We start from the raw sequence: 23,229 nt of genomic DNA, 5'->3' as shown, positions 1-23,229 counted from the left end.
CTGATGAACTGCCGGCATGAGAAAGCCGCCCCGCAAGCCCTCCCCACCGCTGCGTCTCGCGCCGGACGACCTGGAATTGAATCGGCCCGAAAGTCGGCAATACCCGCAGGAGACGATCGACCGGGAAAAGGCTGCCCGCAACTATCTGAACCTCGACACGGCAATCCTGCTGGGGATCCTGATTATTGCGATCGTCTTCAGGTTCCACAAGATCACCTTGCCGCTGGTCGACGGCTTCAGTTGGCGTGAGATAAGCACCGCCATGATGGCCGACAACTTCCAGCAGCGCAGCTGGAACATCTTCTTTCCCGAGGTCAGCTGGACCGGGCCCGGGCCAAGCTATCAGGGCCGCGAGTTCCAGATCGTCAGCTATCTCTCAGCCCTGCTCTACCAACTCTTCGGCTGGCACGACTGGTTCGGCCGCGTGGTTGCGGCCTTGTTCGGGCTGCTGACCGTGTTTTCGCTGCACAGGCTGACGGCGCTGTGCTGGGGCGAGAGGCACGCCCACGCGGCAGCATTGGCCTACGCGCTGATGCCGGCGGCGATCCAGATCGACAGCTCGTTTCTTCCCGATCCCGCGATGCTGGCCTTGGTCACTCTTGGTGTCTGGCTGTTCGCCAAATACTGGGTCGGCGGCAGCGGCTGGCTCTTGCCGCTCGCCACGGCCAGCTTCTCGCTGGGCGTGCTGTCAAAGCCTCCGGGCATCGCCGCCGGCGCCGTCATCTTTTATCTGATGGTCTGCTGGATTCTGGAGAAGAAGTGGAAGCAGGCGAGCTTGGTCTTCCTGTCAGGGCTTTTGAGCCTGGCCATCATCGGCGCTTATTTCAGCTGGGCGATCTATCTCGCCCGCAGCTATCCGCCGTTTCATTTCGCCGGCAGCGGCGGCTATATCTGGGATTACGGCTTCTGGACATATGTCAGGGACAGATTCTACTTCAAATCCGCATGGAACACCTCGGTTTTATGGTTCTATGGCTATCCGTTCATGGTGCTGTTCGCCGTCGGCATGTGGATGCCGCCCAGACCCGCCGAAGACCCGAAGCAGCGCATCCTTTCGGCCATTCCCTATGTGTGGCTGGCTGCGGCGTTTATTCTTTATCTGGCGGCGGCGGGCGAGATCACCAGCAATGTGTGGAACTTCCACATCTTCCATGTGCCGGTTGCGATATTCTGCGGCCATGGCGCGCTTCTTCTGGCAAGGCTTACATCGACAACCTTTCTAACGCCGGCAGTGATGCTTCGCTCGATCTGTATCGTCGCCATAACGCTCGGCTGGTCGACCCTTCCGCTGGTCAGGACGATGAAGAAGCCGGTCGCGATGAAGGGCAAGCTGCTTGGCGAGGAACTGGCGCGGCTGACGCAACCGGGCGATCTCGTCGTCGCCATCGCGCCGGAAGTCGGTGATCCCGTCGCAGTCTACTACAGCAGGGCGCGCGGCTGGGTATTCCCGCCTGGCGGAGGCGATTCCGAATGGTCGAAATTCGTCGCCGATGACGCCACCGCAATCGCACAGCTCGAGGAACTGCGCGCGCAGGGCGCGGATCTGTTCGGCGTGGCCAAGAACGCCACAGACAAGCAGGACCTGCTGTTCGTCGAGCATCATAAGGGCCTGATCGACTATCTGGACAGGACCGCAACCAAGCTTACGGATTCAAATGATTTGCTGGTCTACAGGATCACCCGTCCCTGAGAGCCGCGGAATGAGCCTCGACGGTTCAGGGCCACGCATTCGACCGCATCACGTCCGGCACTTTCGCGGCGGCAACGGTCGCGTTTTGTCACCTAAGCCCTTAGAAATCAGGGGCATTGTCGGATTCGCCCTTCGCCACGAATAAGCCGCAACAAATGCCGTACACCGCCGCAATTCGGTCGCGAGCGCGCCGAGATCGAAGCCGCATCATTGCGTTATCCAAAATTGGTTATTGAGGGTACGCCAATGTTTCTGGAAGATGAGTTCGCCATCGGGCGCATGCGCATGCGCCGGATTTCCATTTCATTTCTTGTCGCCGCCACCGCCTTTGTCGCCTGCGTCGCAGCCATGCTGGGGCTTGCCTCAGCCGCGCGCGCCGAGGCGCAGCAGACATCCGGTCAGCTCGCGGCCCTCGTCCGGCCGAACGACGTCAATAGCGGCTCGCTGCTCTTCCCGTCGAAGGAACCCGGCTTCTACGTCGAAGCGCCGCGGCTGAAGACCGACGTCGCAATCGACGTCTCGGGACCGATCGCCAGGGTGAAGGTGACGCAGCGCTTCCAGAACCCGAGCCAGGGCTGGGTCGAGGGCACCTATGTCTTCCCGCTGCCGGAGAATTCCGCCGTCGACGCGCTGAAGATGCAGATCGGCGAACGCTTCATCGAAGGCCAGATCAAGCCGCGCCAGGAAGCCCGCGAGATCTACGAGCAGGCCAAGGCCGAGGGCAAGAAGACGGCATTGCTCGAACAGCAGCGGCCGAACATCTTCACCAATCAGGTCGCCAATATCGGCCCCGGCGAAGAGATCGTCGTGCAGATCGAATATCAGCAGACGGTCCGCCAGTCGGGCGGCGAGTTCTCGCTGCGCTTCCCGATGGTCGTCGCGCCGCGCTACAATCCGGCGCCGATCGTCCAGACCGTCGAATTCAACAACGGCGCCGGCTTCGCCACGCCGAGCGACCCGGTGGAAAACCGTGAGAAGATCGAAGCCCCAGTGCTTGATCCGCGCGAGAATGCCAAAATCAACCCTGTCTCGCTGACTGTCGATCTCAAGGCCGGCTTTCCGCTCGGCGACGTCACATCGTCCTTTCATGGGGTCGATATCGGACAGGACGGCGACCAGGTGAGGACGATCAGCCTGAAAGGGGATTCCGTCCCCGCCGACAAGGATTTCGAGCTCACCTGGAAGGCTGCTCCCGGCAAGACGCCGAGCGCCGGTCTCTTTCGCGAAGTGAAGGACGGCAAGACCTATCTGCTCGCCTTCGTCACTCCGCCGACGGCGCCGGATGCGGCAGCGCCGGCCAAGCGCGAGGTGGTCTTCGTCATCGACAATTCCGGCTCCATGTCCGGCCAGTCGATCGAGCAGGCAAGACAGAGCCTGGCCCTTGCCATTTCCAAGCTGAATCCGGATGACCGCTTCAACGTCATCCGTTTCGACGACACGATGACCGATTATTTCAAGGGCCTCGTCGCCGCCACGCCAGACAATCGCGAAAAGGCCATCGCTTATGTCAGAGGCCTGACCGCCGACGGCGGCACCGAAATGCTGCCCGCCCTCGAGGACGCGCTGCGCAACCAGGGGCCGGTCACAAGCGGAGCGCTGCGCCAAGTCGTGTTTCTGACAGACGGCGCGATCGGCAACGAGCAGCAGCTCTTCCAGGAAATAACCGCAAACCGCGGCGATGCCCGCGTCTTCACCGTCGGCATCGGCTCGGCGCCCAATACTTACTTCATGACCAAGGCCGCCGAAATCGGCCGCGGCACCTTCACCCAAATCGGCTCGGCCGATCAGGTGGCAAGCCGCATGGGTGAGCTCTTCACCAAGCTGCAAAACCCCGCCATGACCGATATCGCCGCGAATTTCGAAGGCGTCGCGGCCGAGGATATCACGCCGAACCCGATGCCCGACCTCTACAGCGGCGAGCCCATCGTGCTGACGGCGGAACTGCCTGAGGATAAGCCCGCCGGCAAGCTGCAGATCATCGGCAAGACGGGCGACCAGCCCTGGCGCGTCGAGATGGATATCGCCAATGCCGCCGACGGCAACGGCATCTCCAAGCTCTGGGCGCGGCGCAAGATCGACGATTTCGAAGCCCGCGCCTATCAACGCCAGGATCCTGCCGCGCTCGACAAGGATATCGAGACGGTGGCGCTTGCCCACCACCTCGTCTCCCGCGTCACCAGCCTCGTCGCCGTCGACGTCACGCCGTCGCGGCCGGCCAACGAGCCGCTCGGCTCGGCAAAGCTGCCGCTCAACCTGCCTGACGGTTGGGATTTCGGGAAGGTGTTCGGCGAAAATGCTGCGCCGCTTGGCGGCGGGCAAGACCACGGCTCGACCGCGCCGACGGAGGGTTCCGGACCGCAGCAGGCTGCCGCCGTCATCCAGGGGCGCGACGCATCGCCCGAGATCGCAAACCTGATGGCCGCAGCTCCGACCGCGAAGGCGGCCACGATGATCGCGCAGAAGACTTCGACCGTGAACCTGCCGCAGACGGCGACCCGCGCCGACGAACAGATCATGCGCGGGCTTACCATGCTGCTCTTGGCGCTGACGGCGGCAAGCGGACTCGCCGTGTGGCGCCGGCGCCTCAAAGGCGTCTTCACCGTCGGAGGCAGACGCAATGGCCGCTAGTCGTCCTGCCGACAGGAACGAGGGGGCGGCTGAATTCGAGCCGCTTCCGACCTACCTGGAACTCGCCATGGCCGCGGCCACGGCCCATGACAGACCGAAGGCGCGCCAGAAGAAGGGCTTCTTCCTCTGGCGCCTTTCGCCGATCGAAAAGACGATCGCCTTCGCCATTTCAGGTCTTGCTCTTTATGGCCTGGCGCTGATCGGCGACGGTGTCCTGTTGAAGGCGAAGGCGGAGCTCTCGCAGGTCCTGCTGAAGCGCGCTTTCGCCGCCGAACTGCACGGCGAAGAGATGAAGCCCTGGCCCTGGGCCGATTTTACGACGGAAGCCAAGGTGCGCGCGCCGCGCCTCGACAAGGAGGCCATCGTGCTCTCCGGCGCCTCCGGCGAGGCCCTCGCCTTCGGTCCCGCCTGGCTCGCCAACACGCCGCAGCCGGGCGAGCAAGGCACCTCCGTCATCGCCGCCCATCGCGACACGCATTTCCGCTGGCTCCAATATGTAAGGCCCGGCGATACCATCGAAATCACCCGCCGCGACGGCAAGCTGTTGACCTTCAAGGCTGGCGAAGGCCGCATCGCCCCATGGGATGCGAGCGGCATCGATCCCGCCTCCGACGGTCGCCGCCTGGCGCTGACCACCTGCTGGCCCTTCGATGCGACCGAACCGGGGTCGCTGCGCTACATCGTCGAAGCGGAATTGGTCGACGGCGAGGCGACCGGCTCCGTTCAACCGGCAAACACAAAGCCGTTATTGCAGGGCGAATGAGGTTGAAGCCTTCCCCTGCCCGCTCCACGTTCAGCATGAAGAGACGACGGGGAGCAAGATGAAGAGAGTATCCGCCTTCCATTTCGCTGCAGCGCTAGCGTTCGCAGGCGCCATATCGGCCAACGCGGCCGATACCGTCAATACACAGGGTCCCGCTGTTCGTGTCGAAAAACTCGCCGATGGTCTCGACCATCCTTGGGCGGTCGAGGCACTGCCCGGCGGCGGCTATATCGTTACCGAGCGGCCCGGCCGCATGCGCATTATCCGAGACGGCAAACTGTCCGATCCAATCGCTAACGTGCCCAAGGTCAGTGCCCGTGGCCAGGGTGGGCTACTGGATCTGGCGCTCGCCCCGGATTTTGCCACGAGCAGAAAGCTCTATTTCACCGCCGCCATGAGGAACGACCAGGGCTCCGGCACCGAAGCCTTCAGCGCGAAGCTTTCTGCTGACGAGAAGAAGCTCGAGGCTGTAACGCCTCTGTTCGGTATGCGGCGCTTCACATCCACCAACATTCACTATGGCTCGCGGATTGCGATTGCCCGTGATGGCACACTGTTCATCAGCGTCGGGGATCGCGGCGACCGCGACCGTTCCCAGGATTGGCAGGACAATGCCGGCGCGATCATCCATATCAATGCCGACGGCAGCATCCCCGCCGACAATCCGTTCAAGGACGGCGGCAAGGCGCTGCCGGAGATCTGGTCGAAGGGCCACCGCAACCCGCAGGGCATCACTTTCGACGCCAAGGACGGCAAGCTCTATACGGTCGAACACGGCGCGCGCGGCGGCGACGAAATCAACCAGCCCGAAGCCGGCAAGAATTACGGTTGGCCGATCATCACCTACGGCCGCGACTATTCCGGCGCCGAGATCGGCGAAGGTACCGCCAAGGAAGGGCTGGAGCAGCCGCTGCAGTACTGGGATCCGTCAATTGCGCCCGGCGCGCTCGCAGTCTATCGCGGCGCCATGTTCCCGGAATGGGATGGCGACTTCCTCGTCGCAGCGCTGAAATTCCAGCTGCTTTCGAGAATGCAGCGGGATGAGAGCGGCGCCTTCGTTGCCGAGGAACGCCTGTTCGAAGGCGACTACGGCCGCATCCGCGATGTCGTCGTCGCGCCCGACGGCGCGCTGCTGATGGTGACCGACGAGGACGACGGCGCGCTGCTCAGGGTCTCGCGCGCCGAGGCCAACAACGGCTGAGATCCCGATCAGTCCCGAGGCGTCTATTGGCAGCTGTATTCCCAGATGAAGTATTGAGGATGCCTAGCGTCAGGATCCTCATCCTGTTCCGGATCTTTGCTCAGCCAGATATTTCCGAGTGAGGAAACACCGTCCTGGCAGGTGGTTTTGATCAGTCTGGCCACCATCTCGAAAACCTGCAAATGGCGGTCACGAAACGACATTTCGGCCAGCGGGCCCGTATATTTTTTCCCGCTGTGAGTGACTTCAATTCTGCGATTTTTCGAAGTTAGGGCGGTAACTTGATAACTGAATTTCGATCCGTTCCGCTCTATTGTTCCACTTTTCACAGCGTCGCCGGCATGAGCCGGTCCCATAGCAACGACCAGAGGACCCAACAGCGCAATAAAGCTTAAATATTTCCCGCCCATGAAAAGAGCCCCCATTACATTCATTTGATACGCTCTAACCATCTACACAATCGGGCGGCATTGCCACCGCAGCCATCTCTTGTTCCACAGGAACATGATCTCAAGGCGGTTGGAGAACAGAGCGATCACCAACGGGTAGACGTTTCAGAGCAAAGTAGACCGCCCAAGACGCAATCGATCATCTTCGGCGACCCGTCAAAACCTCACCCTTGCCGAATGGAAACGCAACTGCTAACCGCTTCAAGCACCTTCCCCTTCACCTTCGAGGACGACATGACGCGCGTTCAGGCGAATCTCCTTCTATTGCTTGCGGCTGCCATCTGGGGCGGCGGCTTCGTCGCTCAGTCGACGGCGATGAAGGCGATCGGCCCGTTCTGGTTCATCGGCCTGCGTTTTGCCGTCGCCACATTTGCCGTGCTGCCTTTCGTCCTTTTCGAAGCACGCAAGGCCAAGGCGAAGACAAGCAAGCGGCACGCGAGACTCTACATGCTGACCGGCCTTGCCCTTTTCGGCGGCGCCGCCACGCAACAGGTGGGACTGCAGACGACGACGGTGACGAATTCCAGCTTCATCACCGGTCTCTATGTCGTCTTCGTACCGCTGATCGCCGTGTTCTTCCTGCGCCGTGCCCCGCATTGGATCATCTGGCCGGGCGCACTGATGGCCGTCGCGGGCATTTACCTGCTGTCCGGCGGTCATCTCTCGGCGCTGACGTCAGGTGATCTGCTGACCGTCGTCTGCGCCGTCTTCTGGTCGATCCAGATCACCCTTGCCGGCACGACGGTTTCCGAGACCGCAAGGCCGCTGGCGCTTTCCGCCACGCAATTCGCCGTCACCGCGGTCTGCGCGCTGGCAATTGCGGCAGCCGCCGAACCGATCAGTCTTTCCTCCGTATGGGCCGCAGCCCCGCAGATCCTCTATGTCGGCATCTTCTCCTCTGGCTTGGCCTTCGTGCTGCAGGTGATCGCCCAGCGCTACACGACGCCCTCGCAGGCGGCGATCTTCCTCTCTTCCGAAGCTCTTTTCGGCGCATCGCTCGCAGCGCTGCTGCTCGGTGAGTCGATGTCGGCGACGGGCTATACAGGTTGCGCGCTAATGTTTATCGCTATGCTTGTGGTCGAACTCGTGCCGAGCTTCACCCGCCGGGGCCTGCGGGCCGCCTGAACACGCGTCCAAATATGGGTGGATGGCCAATCCGAAAAAAAATTCACTGAACCGGAAAGACGCGTTCACGTTGCATTTTTGGCAAAATCTGCTCGAAATTTATATTGCAGACGATACAAAACGTTAATCATGCTCCTTCGGCGAAGGAAATTTTGCGTTTTGGCGCAAATTGGCTGCTGGCGGGAGTGTGCCCTGAACGACACGTTAAAAAACTTTTGCTTGCCAAAATCCCGGAAACGCCGCACTCTCGCCTCGTTCGGGCATTTTGCGAGCATGGGAAGTCCTTAAGTATTTGCGCGCCGGAAACGCTAATATTCCGGTCAGCCGGTTCCAAAAAAGGCAGGCGAAAGTCCTGTCTGGGGCAGGCCGAGGTAGAGGGGACCTTTTTCTCACATTTCAAGAATTGCCTGCCAACACCTCCCGCAAGGAGGCAATGCTATGATGCTGCCCGTGTGGATGGCGGGCAGAGAGAAAAGGACCTGACGCATGGCCGAGACTGGCACTGTAAAATTCTTCAATACCGACAAAGGCTTCGGCTTCATCAAGCCGGACCGGGGCGGCGCCGATATCTTCGTTCACATTTCTGCCGTCCAGGCCTCCGGGCTGGCCGGTCTGACGGAAAACCAGAAGGTAAGCTTCGACACGGAGCCGGATCGCCGCGGCAAGGGCCCCAAGGCCGTCAATCTGCAGATTGCGGGCTGAACCCTTAACAAGGCTGTCGAATTTCGAGTTGAAGCCCGGCAGCAATGCCGGGTTTTATCATTCAGCCTTCGTTCAGCTAGCGAACGGTAGGACTAGCATCATCGAGAAAGGAACCGGGGTTCGGTTCCCGGGATTAGGACTCTCTGCTTATGAACAGGCTCGCAAAAACTCTTCTGCTGACGGCTACGGCCGCCGCACTTACCCTCTCCGCCATCGGCGAGGCATCGGCTCGCGATCGCCATTGGCGCCGCCACGGCGGCAACGATGCGCTTGTCGGCGGCGCGGTCGGCCTTGCGACCGGCCTGATCGTCGGCTCCGCCATCGCCAATGCCAATAACGGCCCCGTCTACGAAGAGCGCCGTTATATCGACCCGGCCTACGAGCCGGATTATTATGAGCCGGCACCAGTCTATCGCGCCCCACGCCGCGTCTATGTCGAAGAGCCGCGATATGTCGAGCAGCCGCGATACTATGCGCCGGCCCGCACGGCGGTGGAGCCTTGGTCGCCGCAATGGGAGCGTTACTGCTCCTATCGTTACCGCTCGTTCGATCCGCGCACGGGCACCTATATCGGTTATGACGGCCGCAGCCACTTCTGCACCGCCGGCTGAATGCTCGACTATCACTGATACAAAGCGCCGCTTCTCAGCGGCGCTTTTGCTTTTTGGATCCCTTCACCCGGCTTTCTTTTCCGAAGGCATCGGTCCCACCTCGGCATCAGGCTCGAAATCGGTCGAGACGCTGACGGTGCGCCATTCCCGGTCGGCTGCGATACGTGCTGCATCCGCCTTCTCGACGTTGCGCACCGCATCGCTGCCGAGCAACAGCCGGAACGGCGGCTCGTCGAGACCGGCAATGTGGATAATGACCGCAGCCGCTTTGGCAGGATCGCCGGGCTGACGGCCGTCATACTCGCGCTGAAAGCGCACGGTGGCGCCGACCGTTTCCGCATATTCCGCCCGCCCCTCGGCAAGCACCGTCGAAGCGCCGGCGAAATCCGTCCTGAAGCCGCCGGGCTCGACCACCGTCACCTTGACGCCGAATGGCGAAACCTCCTTCGCCAGCACTTCGGAGAAACCCTCGATGCCGAATTTTGCCGCCGAATAAGCGCCGCGGCCGGCAGGCCCGATACGGCCGCCGACGGAGGAGAACTGAATGATATGGCCCGCCCCCTGCCCCCGCATCAAGGCGATCACCGCCTTGCTCATGATAATCGTGCCGAACAGGTTGGTTTCGATCTGGGCGCGGAAATCGGCAAGGCTGGTATCCTCGATCGAGCCGACATTGCCATAGCCGGCATTGTTGACGAGCACGTCGATACGGCCGAACCTCTTGACGGCTGCCTCGACGGTTGCGGCCGCTGCCGCCTCGCTCGTCACGTCAAGCGCCGGCGTCAGCACCTGCACGCCATAGCGATCGGAAAGATCGGCGAGCTGGGCGGGATTGCGTGCCGTCGCCACCAGATTGTCGCCGGAGGCCAGGACTGCCTCCGCCAGCGCCCGGCCGAGGCCGCGCGAACTCCCCGTAATCAACCAAACTTTCGACATCGGAAACCTCTTCTTCATTGGTTCCCGGCCCATGTATGTTCTATCGGTTCCAATCGAAAGAAGGCACCAACACGATCCATACGCACCTCGAGGTAACAAAGGTGGCCGGCGGCACATTCGATTTCTGCAGCAACATGACGGATGAACAGGATGCGCGGGCGCGCGCCTTGATTGAGCGGGCGGCGGCGAAATGGCCGCTGCGCATACTGCACGTGCTCTCCGATGCCGGCGCGCCTTTACGTTTCTCGCGTCTGATGGAGCGGCTCGAGGGCATCAGTCAGAAAGTGCTGACGCAGACGCTGCGCACCCTCGAAAGCGACGGCCTCATCATCCGCACCCTCTATCCCGAGGTGCCGCCGCGGGTCGAATATGAATTGACGCCGCTCGGCCGTGACCTCCTCATGCAGGTCGCAACGCTCTGGCGATGGATCGTCGAGCGCCTCGGCGATTTCGATGCGCGCAACGCCGTAAAGCTCACTGCAACGAGTGTTTAAGCCGGAATGCGGATCGTCGCCCTCAAGCCTCCGAGCGGGCTGTCGCCGAGCGTGACGTTGCCGCCATGGCTGCGGGCAATGTCGCGGGCGATCGCAAGACCGAGCCCGGTGCCCGACGCATCGAGGTTGCGCGCCGCATCCAGCCGGAAGAACGGTTTGAACACGTCCTCGCGATTCTTCTCCGGAATGCCCGGCCCGTCATCGTCGAAAATAACAGTCAGCCATTTGGCGTTGTGCTTGGCTTCGATGTCGAGCCTATTGGCATAGCGGCGCGCGTTGGAGGCCAGGTTGGTGACGAGACGCATGAAGGCGTTCGGCCTGACCGATATCTCGTCGTCGCCTTCGATCGAATAGGCGAATGTCTTGCCGTGCAGGGCGAAATCGGCTTCCAGTTTGGCGAAGATCTCGCTGAGCTTCAGCTCGCCGACATCCTCTTCGACCTCGCCGCGCGCGAAGGCCATATAAGCCTCCAGCATCGTCTGCATATCATTGACGTCATCATTCAGACCATGCAGGTCGGGATTGTCGCCGGCGAGCGCCAATTGCAGTTTGAAGCGGGTGAGGATGGTGCGCAGATCGTGGCTGACGCCGGAGAGCATCGCCGTGCGCTGCTCGATCTGCCGCTCGATGCGCTCGCGCATCAGAATGAAGGCAAGGCCGGCGCGCCGGACCTCGTCGGCGCCGCGCGGATAGAAATTGTCAGGCTTCTGCCCCTTGCCGAAGCTTTCGGCCGCCCGCGCCAGCATCAGGATCGGGCGTATCTGTCCCCGCAGGAAGAGGATCGAGATACCGATCAGCACCAGCGAGGTGCCGACCATCCAGACGATGAAGATATGGGTATTCGAGGCATAGGTCTGACTGCGTTTGGCCAGCACCCTGAGGATCTTGTTTTCCAGCTTGATGCGGATCTCGACCAGATTCGAGTTGCCGACCGTGTCGATCCAGAAGGGCCGGTGGATCTCGTCGTTGATCTCGTCGCTGAGGATGCCGTCAAGGATGGAGAAGAACGGCTTGACCCGCGGCGGCGGCAGGTCGCCGTCGGGCTCGATCGAGATTTGCAGGTTGAGCTGATCACGCGCGATGCGGATGATCTCGCTATAGTCCGAATTCTGCGGATAGGTCTCTACGATCTCGATGATCGCGGCGATGTCACGGGTGACGGCGAGCGACAGCCGCTCCGTCACCATCTGCCAGTGGCGCTCCATGAAGACGGCGGCGACGACGGATTGCAGGAGCACCATCGGGATGATGATGATCAGCAGCGAGCGTGCGTAAAGCCCGGTGGGCAATCGGCGCCGCAGCCAGCGGACGATCCAGCGCCAGCCCGCAGCAGGAGCGCGGTCTTCCCGCCGCAAGCTGTCCATTGTCGCCATCAGCCTCGGTCCTGGCCTTTCGGAGCATGGTGCCGGAAAGTGTGAACCGTCATCGGCATCATGTTCCGCTTCCTCAAATCTAATCGATGCTCAGCCGGTATCCGATGCCGCGCACTGTCTGCAGCCAGACGGGGTTGGCCGGATCCTCCTCGATCTTGCGCCTGAGCCGGTTGATCTGCACGTCGATCGTCCGCTCGCCGACCTCGGTGTCGTTGCCGATCAGTTCGTGCCGGGGGATCGTGTCGCCGGCGCGCCGCGCAAAGAGCAGCATGATTTCCTGCTCGCGGTCGGTGAGCCGGATCACCTCGCTGGCCTTCTTCAGCTCCTTGCGGGTCAAGGAGAAAGTATAGGGGCCGAACATGACCTGTTCGATCTTCAGCCCCTCACCGCCGGCGTTGCGGCGCAGGATGTTGTTGATGCGCAGCACCAGCTCGCGCGGATCGAAGGGCTTGGAGAGATAGTCGTCGGCGCCGGCCTCGAGGCCTTCGATGCGGTTGCCCGATTCCGCCAGCGCCGTCAGCATGATGATCGGCACGTTTTTGATGGCGCGAAGCCCGCGGGTGACGTCGATGCCGGATTCACCGGGCATCATCACATCCATGATGATGAGATCGAAATCGAGACCCGCAAGCTTGCGCTGCGCCTCGGCGCCGTCGGCCGCGACGGTGACGCGAAAACCGTTCTCCGCAAGATAACGATTGAGCAGCGCGCGGATGCGGGAGTCGTCGTCGACCACCAGCAGATGCGCCGCATCATCGGAAATACCTGTCTTGACCGCCATTCAATCCGCCTTCTTTCTGTCCCGCATGCCCCCGAGGAAGGCCTTCACCCCCTCCCGCACCTGCGCGGAGGCTCCTTCGAATGCCCGCTCAATGCGGCGCGATTGCGGCTCTGCAAGCGCAAGCGCCAGCTCGCGCCCCGATTTCGTCGGATAAAGCTTGCGCTGCCGCCGGTCCTCAGGCCCCGCCACCTGGCGAATATAGCCTGAATCGATCAGCTGTTTCAGCACCCTTGCAAGACTCTGCTTGGTGATCTTCAGCGTGTCGAGAAGATCGGCCACCGTCATGCCGGGATTGCGGTTGACGAAATGCACGACACGATGATGCGCCCGGCCGAAACCGCTCTTTTCGAGGATGGCGTCGGGATCGGAAACGAAGTCGCGATAAGCAAAGAAGAACAGCTCGATGATCTCGAAATCGATCGTCTCGGTATCTTCCATCGGCGTGGCCAGCGGCTCCGGCTTGCCCGCTTTCGAACCGGTCTGTCGTGACACTCGGCTTTCCTTTCTTTTCCCCGCACTGCGGGACATTTTCGCGGGGATAGGTCAGTTTATTGACTTAAATTTGCGTCGCTGCTGGCTTTCCGAACTCTGCGGCAGCCCCGCACGGAGTTTTCTCTGCTGGCATTTTCTTGGAACCAAGGCCCATCCGGCGCAACGCGCAATTTCCCCCTGCGTCTGTTGGATAAAACGTAATGGGGACAACAATCAACAGGCATGGCGCGTGAAGCGCCGGAGGTGTCAGGCCGATCGCCTGGCGCGGCAGCGGGATGATGGGCGGTTCGGCGCAGGCCGACTGCATTCTATCCGGCGGCGATCGCCACCGGATAAGCTCTTCACGTGATCGGTGCGGTCGGGCTACCTATGCGCCCGCGCCATTACCAGTCCGGCGAGCGTCGAGAGAATGCCGCCGCCGATCAGGCCGCCGATACCGTCGGCGATCAGCCCGGTCGCTGCGACGTCCCCGCCGACCATGCCGAGCAGCATGCCGCCGCCGACACCGCCGATCGCGCCGGCGATCGTACGGGCAACGACATTGATCGCATGCTGCTTCAAGGCGGCGCTGGCAGCGTTGCCGCCGATGGCACCGGCAATCAATTGGACGATGAACGGAAGTAGCGCTTCCATGATTTCCTCCTTGGCGATCTCCCCGATCGCCGTCATATGCCGAACCTTCGGCATATTAGTATTTTAGCATATTCAAAAACAAAAAGGAGAAAAATCAACCGATGCGGGATTAAGGCGGAGAGATCGACAGCGAACAAAAGCGATCAGTCGACGGCCTGCAGACTGCTGACAAAATCGGCCTACGCTTCTTTCGTCAACTCGGGCTTGTCCCGAGCATCTGCTTCCGTTTGAAATCGAGGTGTCATCAAACTAAAGGCGGCCCGTAGGCCGCCTTCGTTCAAATTCCGATCACGTCATTCATAGACATAGACGATCCGGCGCGTGCCGGGATCGACCAGCACGGGACGGTCGTTGATCCTGGTATAGCGGTATTCATAGTCGGGGATGGTCTGGAATGTGACATCACCCGGCACCTCCGCACCGACGACGACATCGCCGCCGAGCCGCACCGTCTCGGTTGGATTGGTTTCGATATAGGTGCGCACCGTCTCCGGCGGAGTGATGGTCTCGACAGCCCCGACCGGGCCGAGCAGTTCGTCGCCTGGCGCCGGCTGCGGATCAGCCGGGACGACGCTGGCGGTCGACTCGTAAGTGACGACGGGAACGCCGATTTCGGCGCGGTGCTGCTCGACGATCACCTGGTTGCCGCCATAATCCATCTGCAGATAATCGGCATAGACCCAGCCGCGCATGCCATTGACGTCGACGCGGCACCAGCGGCTGCCTTCGATGCAGCCATCGAGCACTGCGGTCGAGCCGCGGGTAGCAAGGCCGACTGTCGGATATTGCGGACCCGGACCTGCGCGGACGTTGAGGTCGTTGACCGTGGTCGCGACCATCTCCGCCTGCGCCAGACCGCCGGTCGCCAGGAGCACGGCTCCAGCCAGTAGGATGTTTCTCTTCAAGGTCATGTGAGCGTCTCCTTGGTTTCGATGGCCGGACAACGCGCGGCGTTCCACGATGTTCCCCTCGGCTGCGCCCGACAAATGGGCGGCCCCAGAGAGCCAACCCCATAAATTTGTGTTGCAGCTTGTCTTTTTGCCGTGAAACAGCCCGCGCCAGCAGCAGATTTCGGCTGTCCTTGCCGCCGTTTCGAACTATACCTGAGCACCCGAGACACCAAGCGAGGCACTTATGGGCATGCTCCAGGCCGGCATCATTCCGGTGACACCTTTTCAGCAGAACTGCACGGTCTTCTTCGATCCCGACACCCAGGAAGGCGTCGTCGTCGATCCGGGTGGCGACGTACCGCTCATTCTCCAGGCGATCGAGAAAAGCGGCCTGACCATCAAGGAAATCTGGCTGACCCACGGCCACCTCGACCATGCCGGCGGCGCCAAAGAGTTGAAGGAAGCCCTCGGCGTCGACATCGTCGGCCCGCACCAGGACGACCTGCCGCTGTTAGAGCGCATCGAGACCCAGGCGGCGAACTACGGCATATCAGGATTGCGCAACGTCCTGCCCGACCGTTGGCTCAAGGATGGCGACAAGGTTTCGTTCGGCGCCCACGAGTTTGAGGTCTATCACGCACCCGGCCATGCCCCCGGCCATGTCATCTATTTCAATCGCGCCCAGAACTTCGCCCATCTCGGCGACGTGCTCTTCAACGGCTCGATCGGCCGCACCGACCTGCCGGGCGGCAATCATCAACAGCTGCTGGATTCGATCCGCGACAAAGTCCTGCCGCTCGGCGACGAGGTCGGCTTCATCTGCGGCCACGGCCCTGGCAGCCGCATCGGCGATGAACGGCGCAGCAATCCGTTTCTGCAGGAGATCAGAGCGCGTGACGGCTCGGATGCGGGCAAATCGGGGGAAGATAAAAGGCTCTAAGGCTCACATCATCTTCTGGCCGTTCGGCACCGGCCGCTCGACCGCGGCGAGCACGATCGCGCCGTTCTCATCCGCAAATCCCAGCGTCAGCACTTCCGAGCGGAACGGCCCGATCTGGCGTGGCGGGAAGTTGACTACGCCAAGGACCTGCCGGCCGATCAGCCTTTCCGTCGTATAATGCTCGGTGATTTGCGCCGAGGATTTTTTCATGCCGATGTCGGGGCCGAAATCGATGACCAGCTTGAACGCCGGTTTGCGCGCTTCCGGAAAGGGACTGGCCTCGACGACCGTGCCGACACGGATGTCGACACGATCGAAATCGGCGTAGGTGATCTCTTCGGCCATAAGGGGCTCCGTCAGCCGGCCAGTTCCTCGGCCCGCTTGCGCGCTGCCGCGAGTGCCTTATCGAACAAAGGCTGCATGCCGTTTTCGGCCATCAGCACCGCCAACGCCGCCGCCGTCGTGCCGCCCGGAGAAGTCACATTCTGCCGCAGCCGCGAAGCATCGTCGGGGGACTGGTGCAAGAGTTCACCAGCCCCCGCGACAGTTTCCCGCGCAAGACGCATGGCGAGGTCCGCCTGCAGGCCGAGCTTACGGCCCGCCTCCGCCATACATTCGACGAGATAGAAGACATAGGCCGGGCCACTGCCGGAAAGCGCCGTCACGGCATCGATATCGGCTTCCGCAGGCACCCATTCGACCGGGCCGGAGACGCGCAGAAGCGAATGGACGCGCTCGCGCTGCTGATCGCTGACCGCTGAATTGGCATAGGCCCCGGTGACGCCACGGCCGACCATGGCCGGCGTGTTCGGCATGGCCCGTACCATGGCGGCTTTCCCGAGATGCTTTTCGAGAAAACCGAGCGTCTTGCCGGCAGCGACCGAGACGACGACCGTCTCCGGCCCGACAGCGCTTTTCACCGCCGGCAACACCGCATCCATCACCTGCGGCTTCACCGCAAGGAACAAGACTCCTGCCTTCAACGCTGCCGGAAGCGCCGCGACATGGGTCGCTCCCGCCTCGCCGATCGTCGCCAGCATCGCCGGCGACGGGCCGGGATCGACGACGATGACGGCCGAGCCCGGAACGCCGCTCTTCAGCCAGCCGGAGAGCATCGCGCCGCCCATATTGCCGGCGCCGATCAGAACGACGGGATGCTTCGAGGAGAAAGCCTTGGCTGGCATCTTATGCCTCGCCGACCGTTTCGAACAGCACGGCTTCCATTGCCTTGGCCGCATCCATGCCGGACCAGACGACGAACTGGAAAGCCTGGAAATAGGCCTCGCACGTGTCGAGCGCGCTGGAAAGCAGCACCTCCACCTGGCGGTTGGTCGGCTCGGCGCCGCCGGCAAGCAGCAGCGACTGCCTGAAGATGACGACGTCTTCCTGGCGCCAGAGGTCGAAATGCCCCATCAACACCTGCCCGTTGATCGCCGAGAGCAGCTTGACCACCTCGTTGACCCGGATGTCGGGGACCTTGATATCGAAGGCGCAGCCAAGATGCAGCGCCTCGAATTCCTCCATCCAGGAGAAGGAGACATGATAGTCCGCCCAGCGCCCCTCGACCGTCATCGCGATCTCGTCCTCGCCGGACCGTTCGAACGACCAGTCATTGTTGGAGGCCACGTACTCGATCATATCGACCGGGTTCGACTGACGCTCGACTTCCAATTCCATCAGGTTCATGCAGCACCTTCTTGACCGGAATGAATGCGACCTAACTTCGTGTACGAACACAAGAAAGACACACGCAAATACCGGAAACTACCACCGGATGATCGTTGAACCGCTACCAGACTTAACGCAGATAACCTGCCCGGAGCTTACCAAGTCGCTTCGAATCATCATTTAAAATCAGTGTATAATGACCCTTGCCACCTGCCAGCCCCCTGAGCGGAAAATAGGGCGCGGCCACTGTGGAAAGCACTTCGAAACTCAATTCAGAAGGGAGAATAAGCGACTCTGCGTATTGGCTTTTTTGGCAGTGTCCACAGGTGGAAAACTCACCTGAATTTTTTGTGACAGACACGGCATGGGGCAATGAGGCCATGCCGCGTCTCGCTTTCTGTCGGAACTCAGTGGCCTTCGCCGGCAAGCCTTGCTTCCAACGCCGCGATGCGGGCGGCAAGCGCCTCGTTTTCGTCGCGTGCCTTGATCGCCATCTCGCGCACGGCCTCGAATTCCTCGCGCTTGACGACGTCCATGCTGTTCAGCCAACGCTCGGCCTGGGCGTTGAAAGCCGTCTCGATCTCCTTGCGGACTCCCTGGGCAGCACCTGCCGCGTCGGTCATCAGCTTGGCGAACTCATCCATGATGCGGTTCGTTCCGGTCGTCATGGCGTTTTTCTCCCTTCGGATGCGGTGAATTCGACCCTTCAGGGCCTCGAAGATTGAGGTAGGGCTTCGCCATCGGCGATGCAAGCGCTTTGCACGGGATAGTCCTCGCCGGGCCGGGCTGCGAAAGCGAGATCACGAACAATGGACTTGACCGTCCGGGATCACAGCGGCATGTTCCGCCGACCTTAACGGATGGGAAAACCTTGCCGATAGCCGCCAATCTCCTTGCCATCATGCCTTTCCCGGACATCGATCCGATCGCCTTTTCGATCGGTCCGCTGGCGATTCACTGGTACGGTCTCGCCTATGTCGCCGGCATTCTGCTCGGCTGGGCCTATGCCCGCCGCATCGCCGCCAACGACAGTCTCTGGCCCGGCAACGCGTCGCCGATATCAAGGGTGCAGCTCGACGATTTCATCGTCTGGGCAGCCCTCGGCGTCGTCCTCGGCGGTCGCCTCGGCTATATTTTCTTCTATGATCTCGCAGCCGTCCTGCATGATCCCGTGCGTGCAGTTCAGATCTGGAACGGCGGCATGTCGTTCCATGGCGGCCTGGCCGGCACGACGATCGCCATGATCCTCTTTGCCCGCCGCCACGCCATTCCGATCTGGAGCCTGTTCGACATCGTCGCCACGGTCGTTCCCTTCGGACTGTTCTTCGGCCGCATCGCCAATTTCATCAATGGCGAACTCTGGGGCCGGTTGACCGACGTGCCCTGGGCCGTGGTCTTCCCGACCGGCGGTCCGTTCGCCCGTCACCCGAGCCAGCTCTACGAGGCCGGCCTCGAAGGCATCGTCCTGCTTCTGGTTCTGGCCGCCCTCGTCTACGGCATGCGCGCGCTGAAAAGCCCCGGCTTCGTCACCGGCGTCTTCGTCTGCGGCTATGCGCTGTCGCGCATCTTCGTCGAATTCTTCCGCGAGCCCGACGCCCAGCTCGGCTACCTCCTCGGCACCACCTGGCTGACCATGGGCATGGTTCTCTCCTCGCCGATGATCCTGCTCGGCCTCTGGGCGATGCTGCGCGCCCGTCGCCAGGCTGCGCTGCAGCTCTGACACGGCGGATAAACGACATGAACACCGCTCTCGGCGAAAAGATCAAGGCGATCATCCAGGCCAACGGCCCGATCAGCGTCACCGATTATTTCTCGCTCTGCCTCGCCGATCCCGAACATGGCTATTACCGCACCCGCGAGCCCTTCGGCCGTTCCGGCGACTTCGTCACCGCGCCGGAGGTCAGCCAGATCTTCGGCGAAATGATCGGCGTCTTCATCGTCCATGCCTGGCAGCGCCACGGCACGCCGGCGGATGTGCGCCTCGTCGAGATCGGACCCGGCCGCGGTACGATGATGGCGGACATGCTGCGCGTCATCGCTCGCATCGCCCCGCCGCTTTTCGACACCATGAGCGTGCATCTTGTCGAAACCAGCGAGCGTCTGCGCGACGTCCAGAGCCAGACGCTCGAAGCCTATGGCGAGAGAATCGCCTGGCACGACGGCTTCGACGAAGTCCCGCCCGGCTTCACCCTGATCGCCGCCAATGAATTGTTCGACGCGATCCCGATCCGCCAGTTTGTCCGCACGCAGACAGGCTTCCGCGAGCGCATGGTCGGGCTCGACGCCGACGGCGAGCTGACCTTCGCAGCCGGTGTCGCCGGCCTCGATCCCGCGCTGCTTCCCGAACCGGTGCAGAACCTGCCACTCGGCACGCTCTTCGAGATTTCCCCTGCCCGCCAGGCGGTGATGATGGCGATCTGCGAGCGGCTTCGCGCCTTCAGCGGCACGGCGCTGGTCATCGACTACGGCCATCTCGTCACCGGTTTCGGCGATACGCTGCAGGCGGTGCGCATGCATGAATTCGACCCGCCGCTTGCCCATCCCGGCGAAGCCGATCTGACGAGCCATGTCGATTTCCAGCAGCTCGCCGAAACGGCGCTGACATCAGGCCTGCATCTGAACGGCGCCCTGCACCAGGGCGACTTTCTGACCGGCCTCGGCATTCTCGCGCGTGCCGCCGCTCTCGGGCGCGACCGCGAACCACAGACCCAGCAGGTCATCCAGACGGCGGTCGACAGGCTTGCCGGCGCCGGTGAAGGCCGGATGGGCGAACTCTTCAAGGTCATGGCCGTCTCGCACCCGGCCGTCGATCTCATGCCCTTTCGTCCGGTGGATTGACAGGGCGCACGCGGCTGAGCCAACATCCCCGCGAACAGCAACTTGAAGCGCGCCGCCGATGCGATGCGCTCGGGACAATAACAAACCTCTCGAAAAGCCCGGAATCACAGATGCAGGACGCGGCCTCTCCCGCACCGATCGAAAGCGCGCTGCTGAACGAAGCGGCCGGCGCCGCCATCCGCCACGGTTATTTCACCCGCGCCGGCGGTGTTTCCGAAGGGATCTATCGCGGTCTCAATGTCGGCCTCGGCTCCAGCGACGAGCGTGGCAAGGTGATGGAAAACCGCCGCCGCGTCGCCGCCTGGTTCGATCTGCCGATCGAGCGGCTGGCAACCGTTCATCAGGTGCATTCTCCCGATGTCGTGACGATCGGCGCCGACTATGACGGCGCTCGCCCCGATGCCGATGCGATGGTGACGGCAGTCCCCGGCATTGTGCTTGGCGTGCTGGCCGCCGATTGCGGCCCCATCCTCTTTGTCGATCCCGAAAATCGCGTCATCGGCGCCGCCCATGCCGGCTGGAAGGGTGCGCTGACCGGCGTGCTCGAAAACACTGTCGCAGCCATGGAAGCCCTGGGTGCCGACCGCGGCAGTATACTGGCCTGCCTCGGCCCCTCGATCAGCCAGGAGAGTTACGAAGTCGGACCGGAATTCGTCGATCGCTTCATCGCCGAAAATCCCGGTTACGAGCGCTTCTTCATGCCTTCGGCAACGCCGGGCCACGCTATGTTCGATCTGCCGGCACTGACCATCGACAGGCTGACCCGGGCCGGCGTTCGGGCCGAAGGCCTCGGCCTCTGCACCTATCCGGACAGCGAGCGCTTCTTTTCCTATCGCCGGACGACACATCGCAAGGAGCCGGACTACGGCCGCCAGATTTCAGCGATATCAATCAGGGAGACTTGAGCAGAATGGCACTGCACTTCGAAAAGGCCGAGTTCGCAAGCCGACTTGCGCGCCTCACCGAGAAGATGAAGGAAGAAAAGCTCGACGCCCTGCTGCTCTTCGCCCAGGAAAGCATGTACTGGCTGACCGGCTACGACACCTTCGGCTACTGCTTCTTCCAGACGCTCATCGTCAAGAGCGACGGCACCATGGCCCTGATCACCCGCTCGGCCGATCTTCGCCAGGCCAAGCACACATCGATCCTTGAGGACATCCATATCTGGGTCGACAGGGTCAATGCCGATCCGACGCTCGACCTGAAGAACCTGTTGGTCGAGATGGATCTGCTCGGCGCCCGCATCGGCGTCGAATATGATACGCACGGCATGACCGGCCGCGTCGCCCGCCTGCTCGACGCGCAGTTGACCACCTTCGGCCAGATCGTCGACGCCTCCTATCTCGTCAGCCGTCTTCGCCTGATCAAGAGCCCGACCGAGGTCGCCTATGTCGAACGGGCTGCAGACCTCGCCGACGACGCGCTCGACGCCGCGATCCGGCTGACGAAACCAGGCGCCGACGAGGCCGACATCCTCGCCGCCATGCAGGGAGCGATTTTTTCCGGCGGCGGCGACTATCCCGCCAACGAGTTCATCATCGGCTCGGCGGCCGACGCGCTGCTCTGCCGCTACAAGGCCGGCCGCCGCAAGCTCGACGCCAATGACCAGCTGACGCTCGAATGGGCCGGCGCCTACGCGCATTATCATGCCGCCATGATGCGCACGATCGTCATCGGCGAGCCGCTGCAACGCCATCGCGAGCTCTACAATGCCTGCCGCGAAACCATCGAAGCGATCGAGACCGTGCTGAAGCCCGGCCACACCTTCGGCGACGTCTTCGATATGCATGCCAGGATCATCGACGAGCGCGGCCTCGCCCGCCACCGGCTGAATGCCTGCGGTTATTCGCTCGGCGCCCGCTTCTCGCCCTCCTGGATGGAGCATCAGATGTTCCATGTCGGCAATCCGCAGCCGATCGAGCCGAACATGTCGCTCTTCGTGCACATGATCATTGCCGATTCCGATACGGGAACCGCGATGACGCTCGGACAGACCTATCTGACGACGGCGGATGCGCCGCGCGCACTGTCTCGTCATCCGCTCGATTTTATCGGCCTTTGAAGCCCGGGATTGACGGATGAGAATCCGGAATTGACAGACGACCATCCCCGCCCGCATAAATTCGGGCGGGCTGATGCGATTGTGGGAAGGACGGATCACGGGATGACGCGAGCTGCGACTGTGCCCACGCTCCTGTTCGTCATGGCCCTGCTCACCGCCTGCAATACCACCGACGCGCTGACGCCGCAGGTCGGCATCGGCGAATCCTCCGGAGGCGCGCCGTCAAGCCCGGTGACCCAGCGTGAGGCCGAAGGTTTGGCGGGCACACGTCAACCGGTTTTCGCCGCAGGCTCGCAGCCGAATGGCTATCATCCGGCCTATAATCAATCGCAGGGAACCTATCGGCCGGGCAGCGGCGCCCCGCCGACAACGATGCAGGAACAGGCCGACGCCCTGTCGAGGAACAGCACCTCGCCCGCCGCCTCCGCCCCGATCGAGGGACAGGCGCTGCCGCCGGCGGCCGCCGGTGCCGGGTCTCAGGCACAGTCCGGCCAGACGCTCGACGCACAGCCGCAACAGACCGCCGCCCTCACGCCCGGCGCCTCTTCCGCCCGCGGCAATACCGTGCGCTTCCTGCCGATCATCGGCGCGCCGGTGCAGGCCGTCACGCCGCTTTCGCGCCAGCTCGGCGCCGAGGCGCGGGCGCACGGCCTTTCCATCAAGAGCTCGAACGATGCGAGCAGCGACTACATCCTCAAAGGCTATCTCTCCGCCTTCAGCGACGACGGCAAGGTCACCGTGGTCTATGTCTGGGACATTCTCGACAGCGGCGGCGCCCGCCTGCACCGCATTCAGGGGCAGGAAAGCGTGCCGACGGCCGCGACCGATCCCTGGGCGGGCGTTCCGGCTTCGGTGATGCAGCAGATCGCCTCGAAAACCATGGCGGAATTCACCTCCTGGCGGCAGGCACAGGGCGGTTAGTCACAAACTTTTTGCAAATATCAAAGCCTGTG

General features: G+C 62.3%; 25 protein-coding genes. 14 read left to right on the top strand and 11 right to left on the bottom strand.

Features of this window, described 5'->3' with window-relative positions; all coding sequences use genetic code 11:
* The first annotated feature begins 16 nt into the window (after positions 1-16).
* From CO671_RS04050 to CO671_RS04035, 4 genes are all read left to right on the top strand, one after another.
* The gene (locus CO671_RS04050; RefSeq protein ID WP_097604650.1) at positions 17-1,690 is read left to right on the top strand and encodes a glycosyltransferase family 39 protein; all 1,674 of its coding nucleotides are present in this window, start codon (positions 17-19) and stop codon (positions 1,688-1,690) included.
* Between the two features lie 246 nt (positions 1,691-1,936).
* A complete protein-coding gene (locus CO671_RS04045; RefSeq protein WP_097604646.1) occupies positions 1,937-4,318 on the top strand; it encodes a marine proteobacterial sortase target protein in 2,382 nt (793 codons plus the stop codon).
* The gene (locus CO671_RS04040; RefSeq protein ID WP_097604643.1) at positions 4,308-5,081 is read left to right on the top strand and encodes a class GN sortase; all 774 of its coding nucleotides are present in this window, start codon (positions 4,308-4,310) and stop codon (positions 5,079-5,081) included. The genes CO671_RS04045 and CO671_RS04040 overlap by 11 nt, the downstream gene beginning before the upstream one ends.
* 58 nt (positions 5,082-5,139) lie before the next feature.
* Entirely contained in the window at positions 5,140-6,282 is a 1,143-nt protein-coding gene (locus tag CO671_RS04035; protein WP_097604641.1) for a PQQ-dependent sugar dehydrogenase, read from the top strand.
* 23 nt (positions 6,283-6,305) lie between these two features.
* On the opposite strand, the gene CO671_RS04030 is transcribed toward CO671_RS04035, so the two are convergent.
* The gene (locus tag CO671_RS04030; RefSeq protein WP_097605068.1) at positions 6,306-6,692 is read right to left on the bottom strand and encodes a hypothetical protein; all 387 of its coding nucleotides are present in this window, start codon (positions 6,690-6,692) and stop codon (positions 6,306-6,308) included.
* A gap of 273 nt (positions 6,693-6,965) precedes the next feature.
* Between CO671_RS04030 and CO671_RS04025 the strand changes: the two genes are divergently transcribed.
* The 3 genes from CO671_RS04025 to CO671_RS04015 all read left to right on the top strand — a co-directional run bounded on the left by CO671_RS04025 (position 6,966) and on the right by CO671_RS04015 (position 9,169).
* Positions 6,966-7,856, top strand: coding sequence for a DMT family transporter (locus tag CO671_RS04025; RefSeq protein ID WP_097605067.1), 891 nt, complete (start codon positions 6,966-6,968; stop codon positions 7,854-7,856).
* Positions 7,857-8,342: 486 nt separating this feature from the next.
* Positions 8,343-8,558: a cold-shock protein gene (locus tag CO671_RS04020; protein WP_003561293.1), complete on the top strand. Its 216-nt coding sequence runs from the start codon at positions 8,343-8,345 to the stop codon at positions 8,556-8,558.
* 149 nt (positions 8,559-8,707) lie between these two features.
* Positions 8,708-9,169 carry a BA14K family protein gene (locus CO671_RS04015; RefSeq protein ID WP_010028683.1) on the top strand — a complete coding sequence of 154 codons (462 nt, stop codon included), beginning with the start codon at positions 8,708-8,710 and terminating at the stop codon, positions 9,167-9,169.
* Positions 9,170-9,232: 63 nt separating this feature from the next.
* Here CO671_RS04015 and CO671_RS04010 read toward each other — a convergent pair whose 3' ends face one another.
* Positions 9,233-10,105, bottom strand: a complete 873-nt coding sequence (locus CO671_RS04010; RefSeq protein ID WP_097605066.1) for an oxidoreductase — start codon at positions 10,103-10,105, stop codon at positions 9,233-9,235.
* A 35-nt stretch (positions 10,106-10,140) separates the two neighbouring features.
* On the opposite strand from CO671_RS04010, the gene CO671_RS04005 reads away from it, so the two are divergent.
* Positions 10,141-10,599, top strand: coding sequence for a helix-turn-helix domain-containing protein (locus CO671_RS04005; RefSeq protein WP_097604638.1), 459 nt, complete (start codon positions 10,141-10,143; stop codon positions 10,597-10,599).
* Here the strand turns inward: CO671_RS04005 and CO671_RS04000 are convergent.
* The 5 genes from CO671_RS04000 to CO671_RS03980 all read right to left on the bottom strand — a co-directional run bounded on the left by CO671_RS04000 (position 10,596) and on the right by CO671_RS03980 (position 14,789).
* Positions 10,596-11,972, bottom strand: coding sequence for an ATP-binding protein (locus tag CO671_RS04000; protein WP_097604635.1), 1,377 nt, complete (start codon positions 11,970-11,972; stop codon positions 10,596-10,598). The two genes, CO671_RS04005 and CO671_RS04000, sit on opposite strands and share 4 nt — an antisense overlap.
* 79 nt (positions 11,973-12,051) lie before the next feature.
* On the bottom strand, positions 12,052-12,753 hold the full coding sequence (locus CO671_RS03995; protein ID WP_004680166.1) for a response regulator transcription factor: 702 nt from the start codon (positions 12,751-12,753) through the stop codon (positions 12,052-12,054).
* Positions 12,754-13,245: a MarR family transcriptional regulator gene (locus CO671_RS03990; RefSeq protein WP_097604633.1), complete on the bottom strand. Its 492-nt coding sequence runs from the start codon at positions 13,243-13,245 to the stop codon at positions 12,754-12,756. It abuts the gene before it with no gap.
* A 363-nt stretch (positions 13,246-13,608) separates the two neighbouring features.
* A complete protein-coding gene (locus tag CO671_RS03985; RefSeq protein ID WP_097605065.1) occupies positions 13,609-13,878 on the bottom strand; it encodes a hypothetical protein in 270 nt (89 codons plus the stop codon).
* 293 nt (positions 13,879-14,171) lie between these two features.
* A complete protein-coding gene (locus CO671_RS03980; protein ID WP_097604631.1) occupies positions 14,172-14,789 on the bottom strand; it encodes a DUF1236 domain-containing protein in 618 nt (205 codons plus the stop codon).
* A gap of 223 nt (positions 14,790-15,012) precedes the next feature.
* Here CO671_RS03980 and CO671_RS03975 point away from each other — a divergent pair, with 223 nt between their 5' ends.
* Positions 15,013-15,708 carry an MBL fold metallo-hydrolase gene (locus CO671_RS03975; RefSeq protein ID WP_097604628.1) on the top strand — a complete coding sequence of 232 codons (696 nt, stop codon included), beginning with the start codon at positions 15,013-15,015 and terminating at the stop codon, positions 15,706-15,708.
* A 3-nt stretch (positions 15,709-15,711) separates the two neighbouring features.
* On the opposite strand, the gene CO671_RS03970 is transcribed toward CO671_RS03975, so the two are convergent.
* The 4 genes from CO671_RS03970 to CO671_RS03955 form a co-directional block, all read right to left on the bottom strand.
* Entirely contained in the window at positions 15,712-16,053 is a 342-nt protein-coding gene (locus CO671_RS03970; RefSeq protein WP_097604626.1) for a tRNA-binding protein, read from the bottom strand.
* An 11-nt stretch (positions 16,054-16,064) separates the two neighbouring features.
* Positions 16,065-16,892 carry a pyrroline-5-carboxylate reductase gene (gene proC, locus CO671_RS03965; RefSeq protein ID WP_097604624.1) on the bottom strand — a complete coding sequence of 276 codons (828 nt, stop codon included), beginning with the start codon at positions 16,890-16,892 and terminating at the stop codon, positions 16,065-16,067.
* A gap of 1 nt (position 16,893) precedes the next feature.
* Entirely contained in the window at positions 16,894-17,394 is a 501-nt protein-coding gene (locus tag CO671_RS03960; protein WP_004680153.1) for a YbjN domain-containing protein, read from the bottom strand.
* A gap of 389 nt (positions 17,395-17,783) precedes the next feature.
* Positions 17,784-18,044, bottom strand: coding sequence for an accessory factor UbiK family protein (locus CO671_RS03955; protein ID WP_064684479.1), 261 nt, complete (start codon positions 18,042-18,044; stop codon positions 17,784-17,786).
* Positions 18,045-18,247: 203 nt separating this feature from the next.
* On the opposite strand from CO671_RS03955, the gene lgt reads away from it, so the two are divergent.
* The 5 genes from lgt (at position 18,248) to CO671_RS03930 (ending at position 23,197) form a co-directional block, all read left to right on the top strand.
* Entirely contained in the window at positions 18,248-19,096 is an 849-nt protein-coding gene (gene lgt / locus CO671_RS03950) for a prolipoprotein diacylglyceryl transferase (RefSeq protein ID WP_097604621.1), read from the top strand.
* Positions 19,097-19,113: 17 nt separating this feature from the next.
* On the top strand, positions 19,114-20,214 hold the full coding sequence (locus CO671_RS03945; RefSeq protein ID WP_097604619.1) for a class I SAM-dependent methyltransferase: 1,101 nt from the start codon (positions 19,114-19,116) through the stop codon (positions 20,212-20,214).
* Between the two features lie 110 nt (positions 20,215-20,324).
* Positions 20,325-21,119 carry a peptidoglycan editing factor PgeF gene (gene pgeF, locus CO671_RS03940; protein WP_097604617.1) on the top strand — a complete coding sequence of 265 codons (795 nt, stop codon included), beginning with the start codon at positions 20,325-20,327 and terminating at the stop codon, positions 21,117-21,119.
* Positions 21,120-21,124: 5 nt separating this feature from the next.
* Positions 21,125-22,276 (top strand): Xaa-Pro peptidase family protein, encoded by a 1,152-nt coding sequence (locus tag CO671_RS03935; protein ID WP_010035367.1) that lies wholly within the window; start codon positions 21,125-21,127, stop codon positions 22,274-22,276.
* Positions 22,277-22,378: 102 nt separating this feature from the next.
* Positions 22,379-23,197 carry a hypothetical protein gene (locus CO671_RS03930; protein WP_097604614.1) on the top strand — a complete coding sequence of 273 codons (819 nt, stop codon included), beginning with the start codon at positions 22,379-22,381 and terminating at the stop codon, positions 23,195-23,197.
* The last annotated feature ends 32 nt before the right edge of the window (positions 23,198-23,229 follow it).

The organism is Rhizobium sp. M10 (assembly GCF_002531955.1).
GTDB lineage: Bacteria > Pseudomonadota > Alphaproteobacteria > Rhizobiales > Rhizobiaceae > Rhizobium > Rhizobium etli_C.
This window is presented reverse-complemented; position numbering and strand designations above follow the sequence as displayed.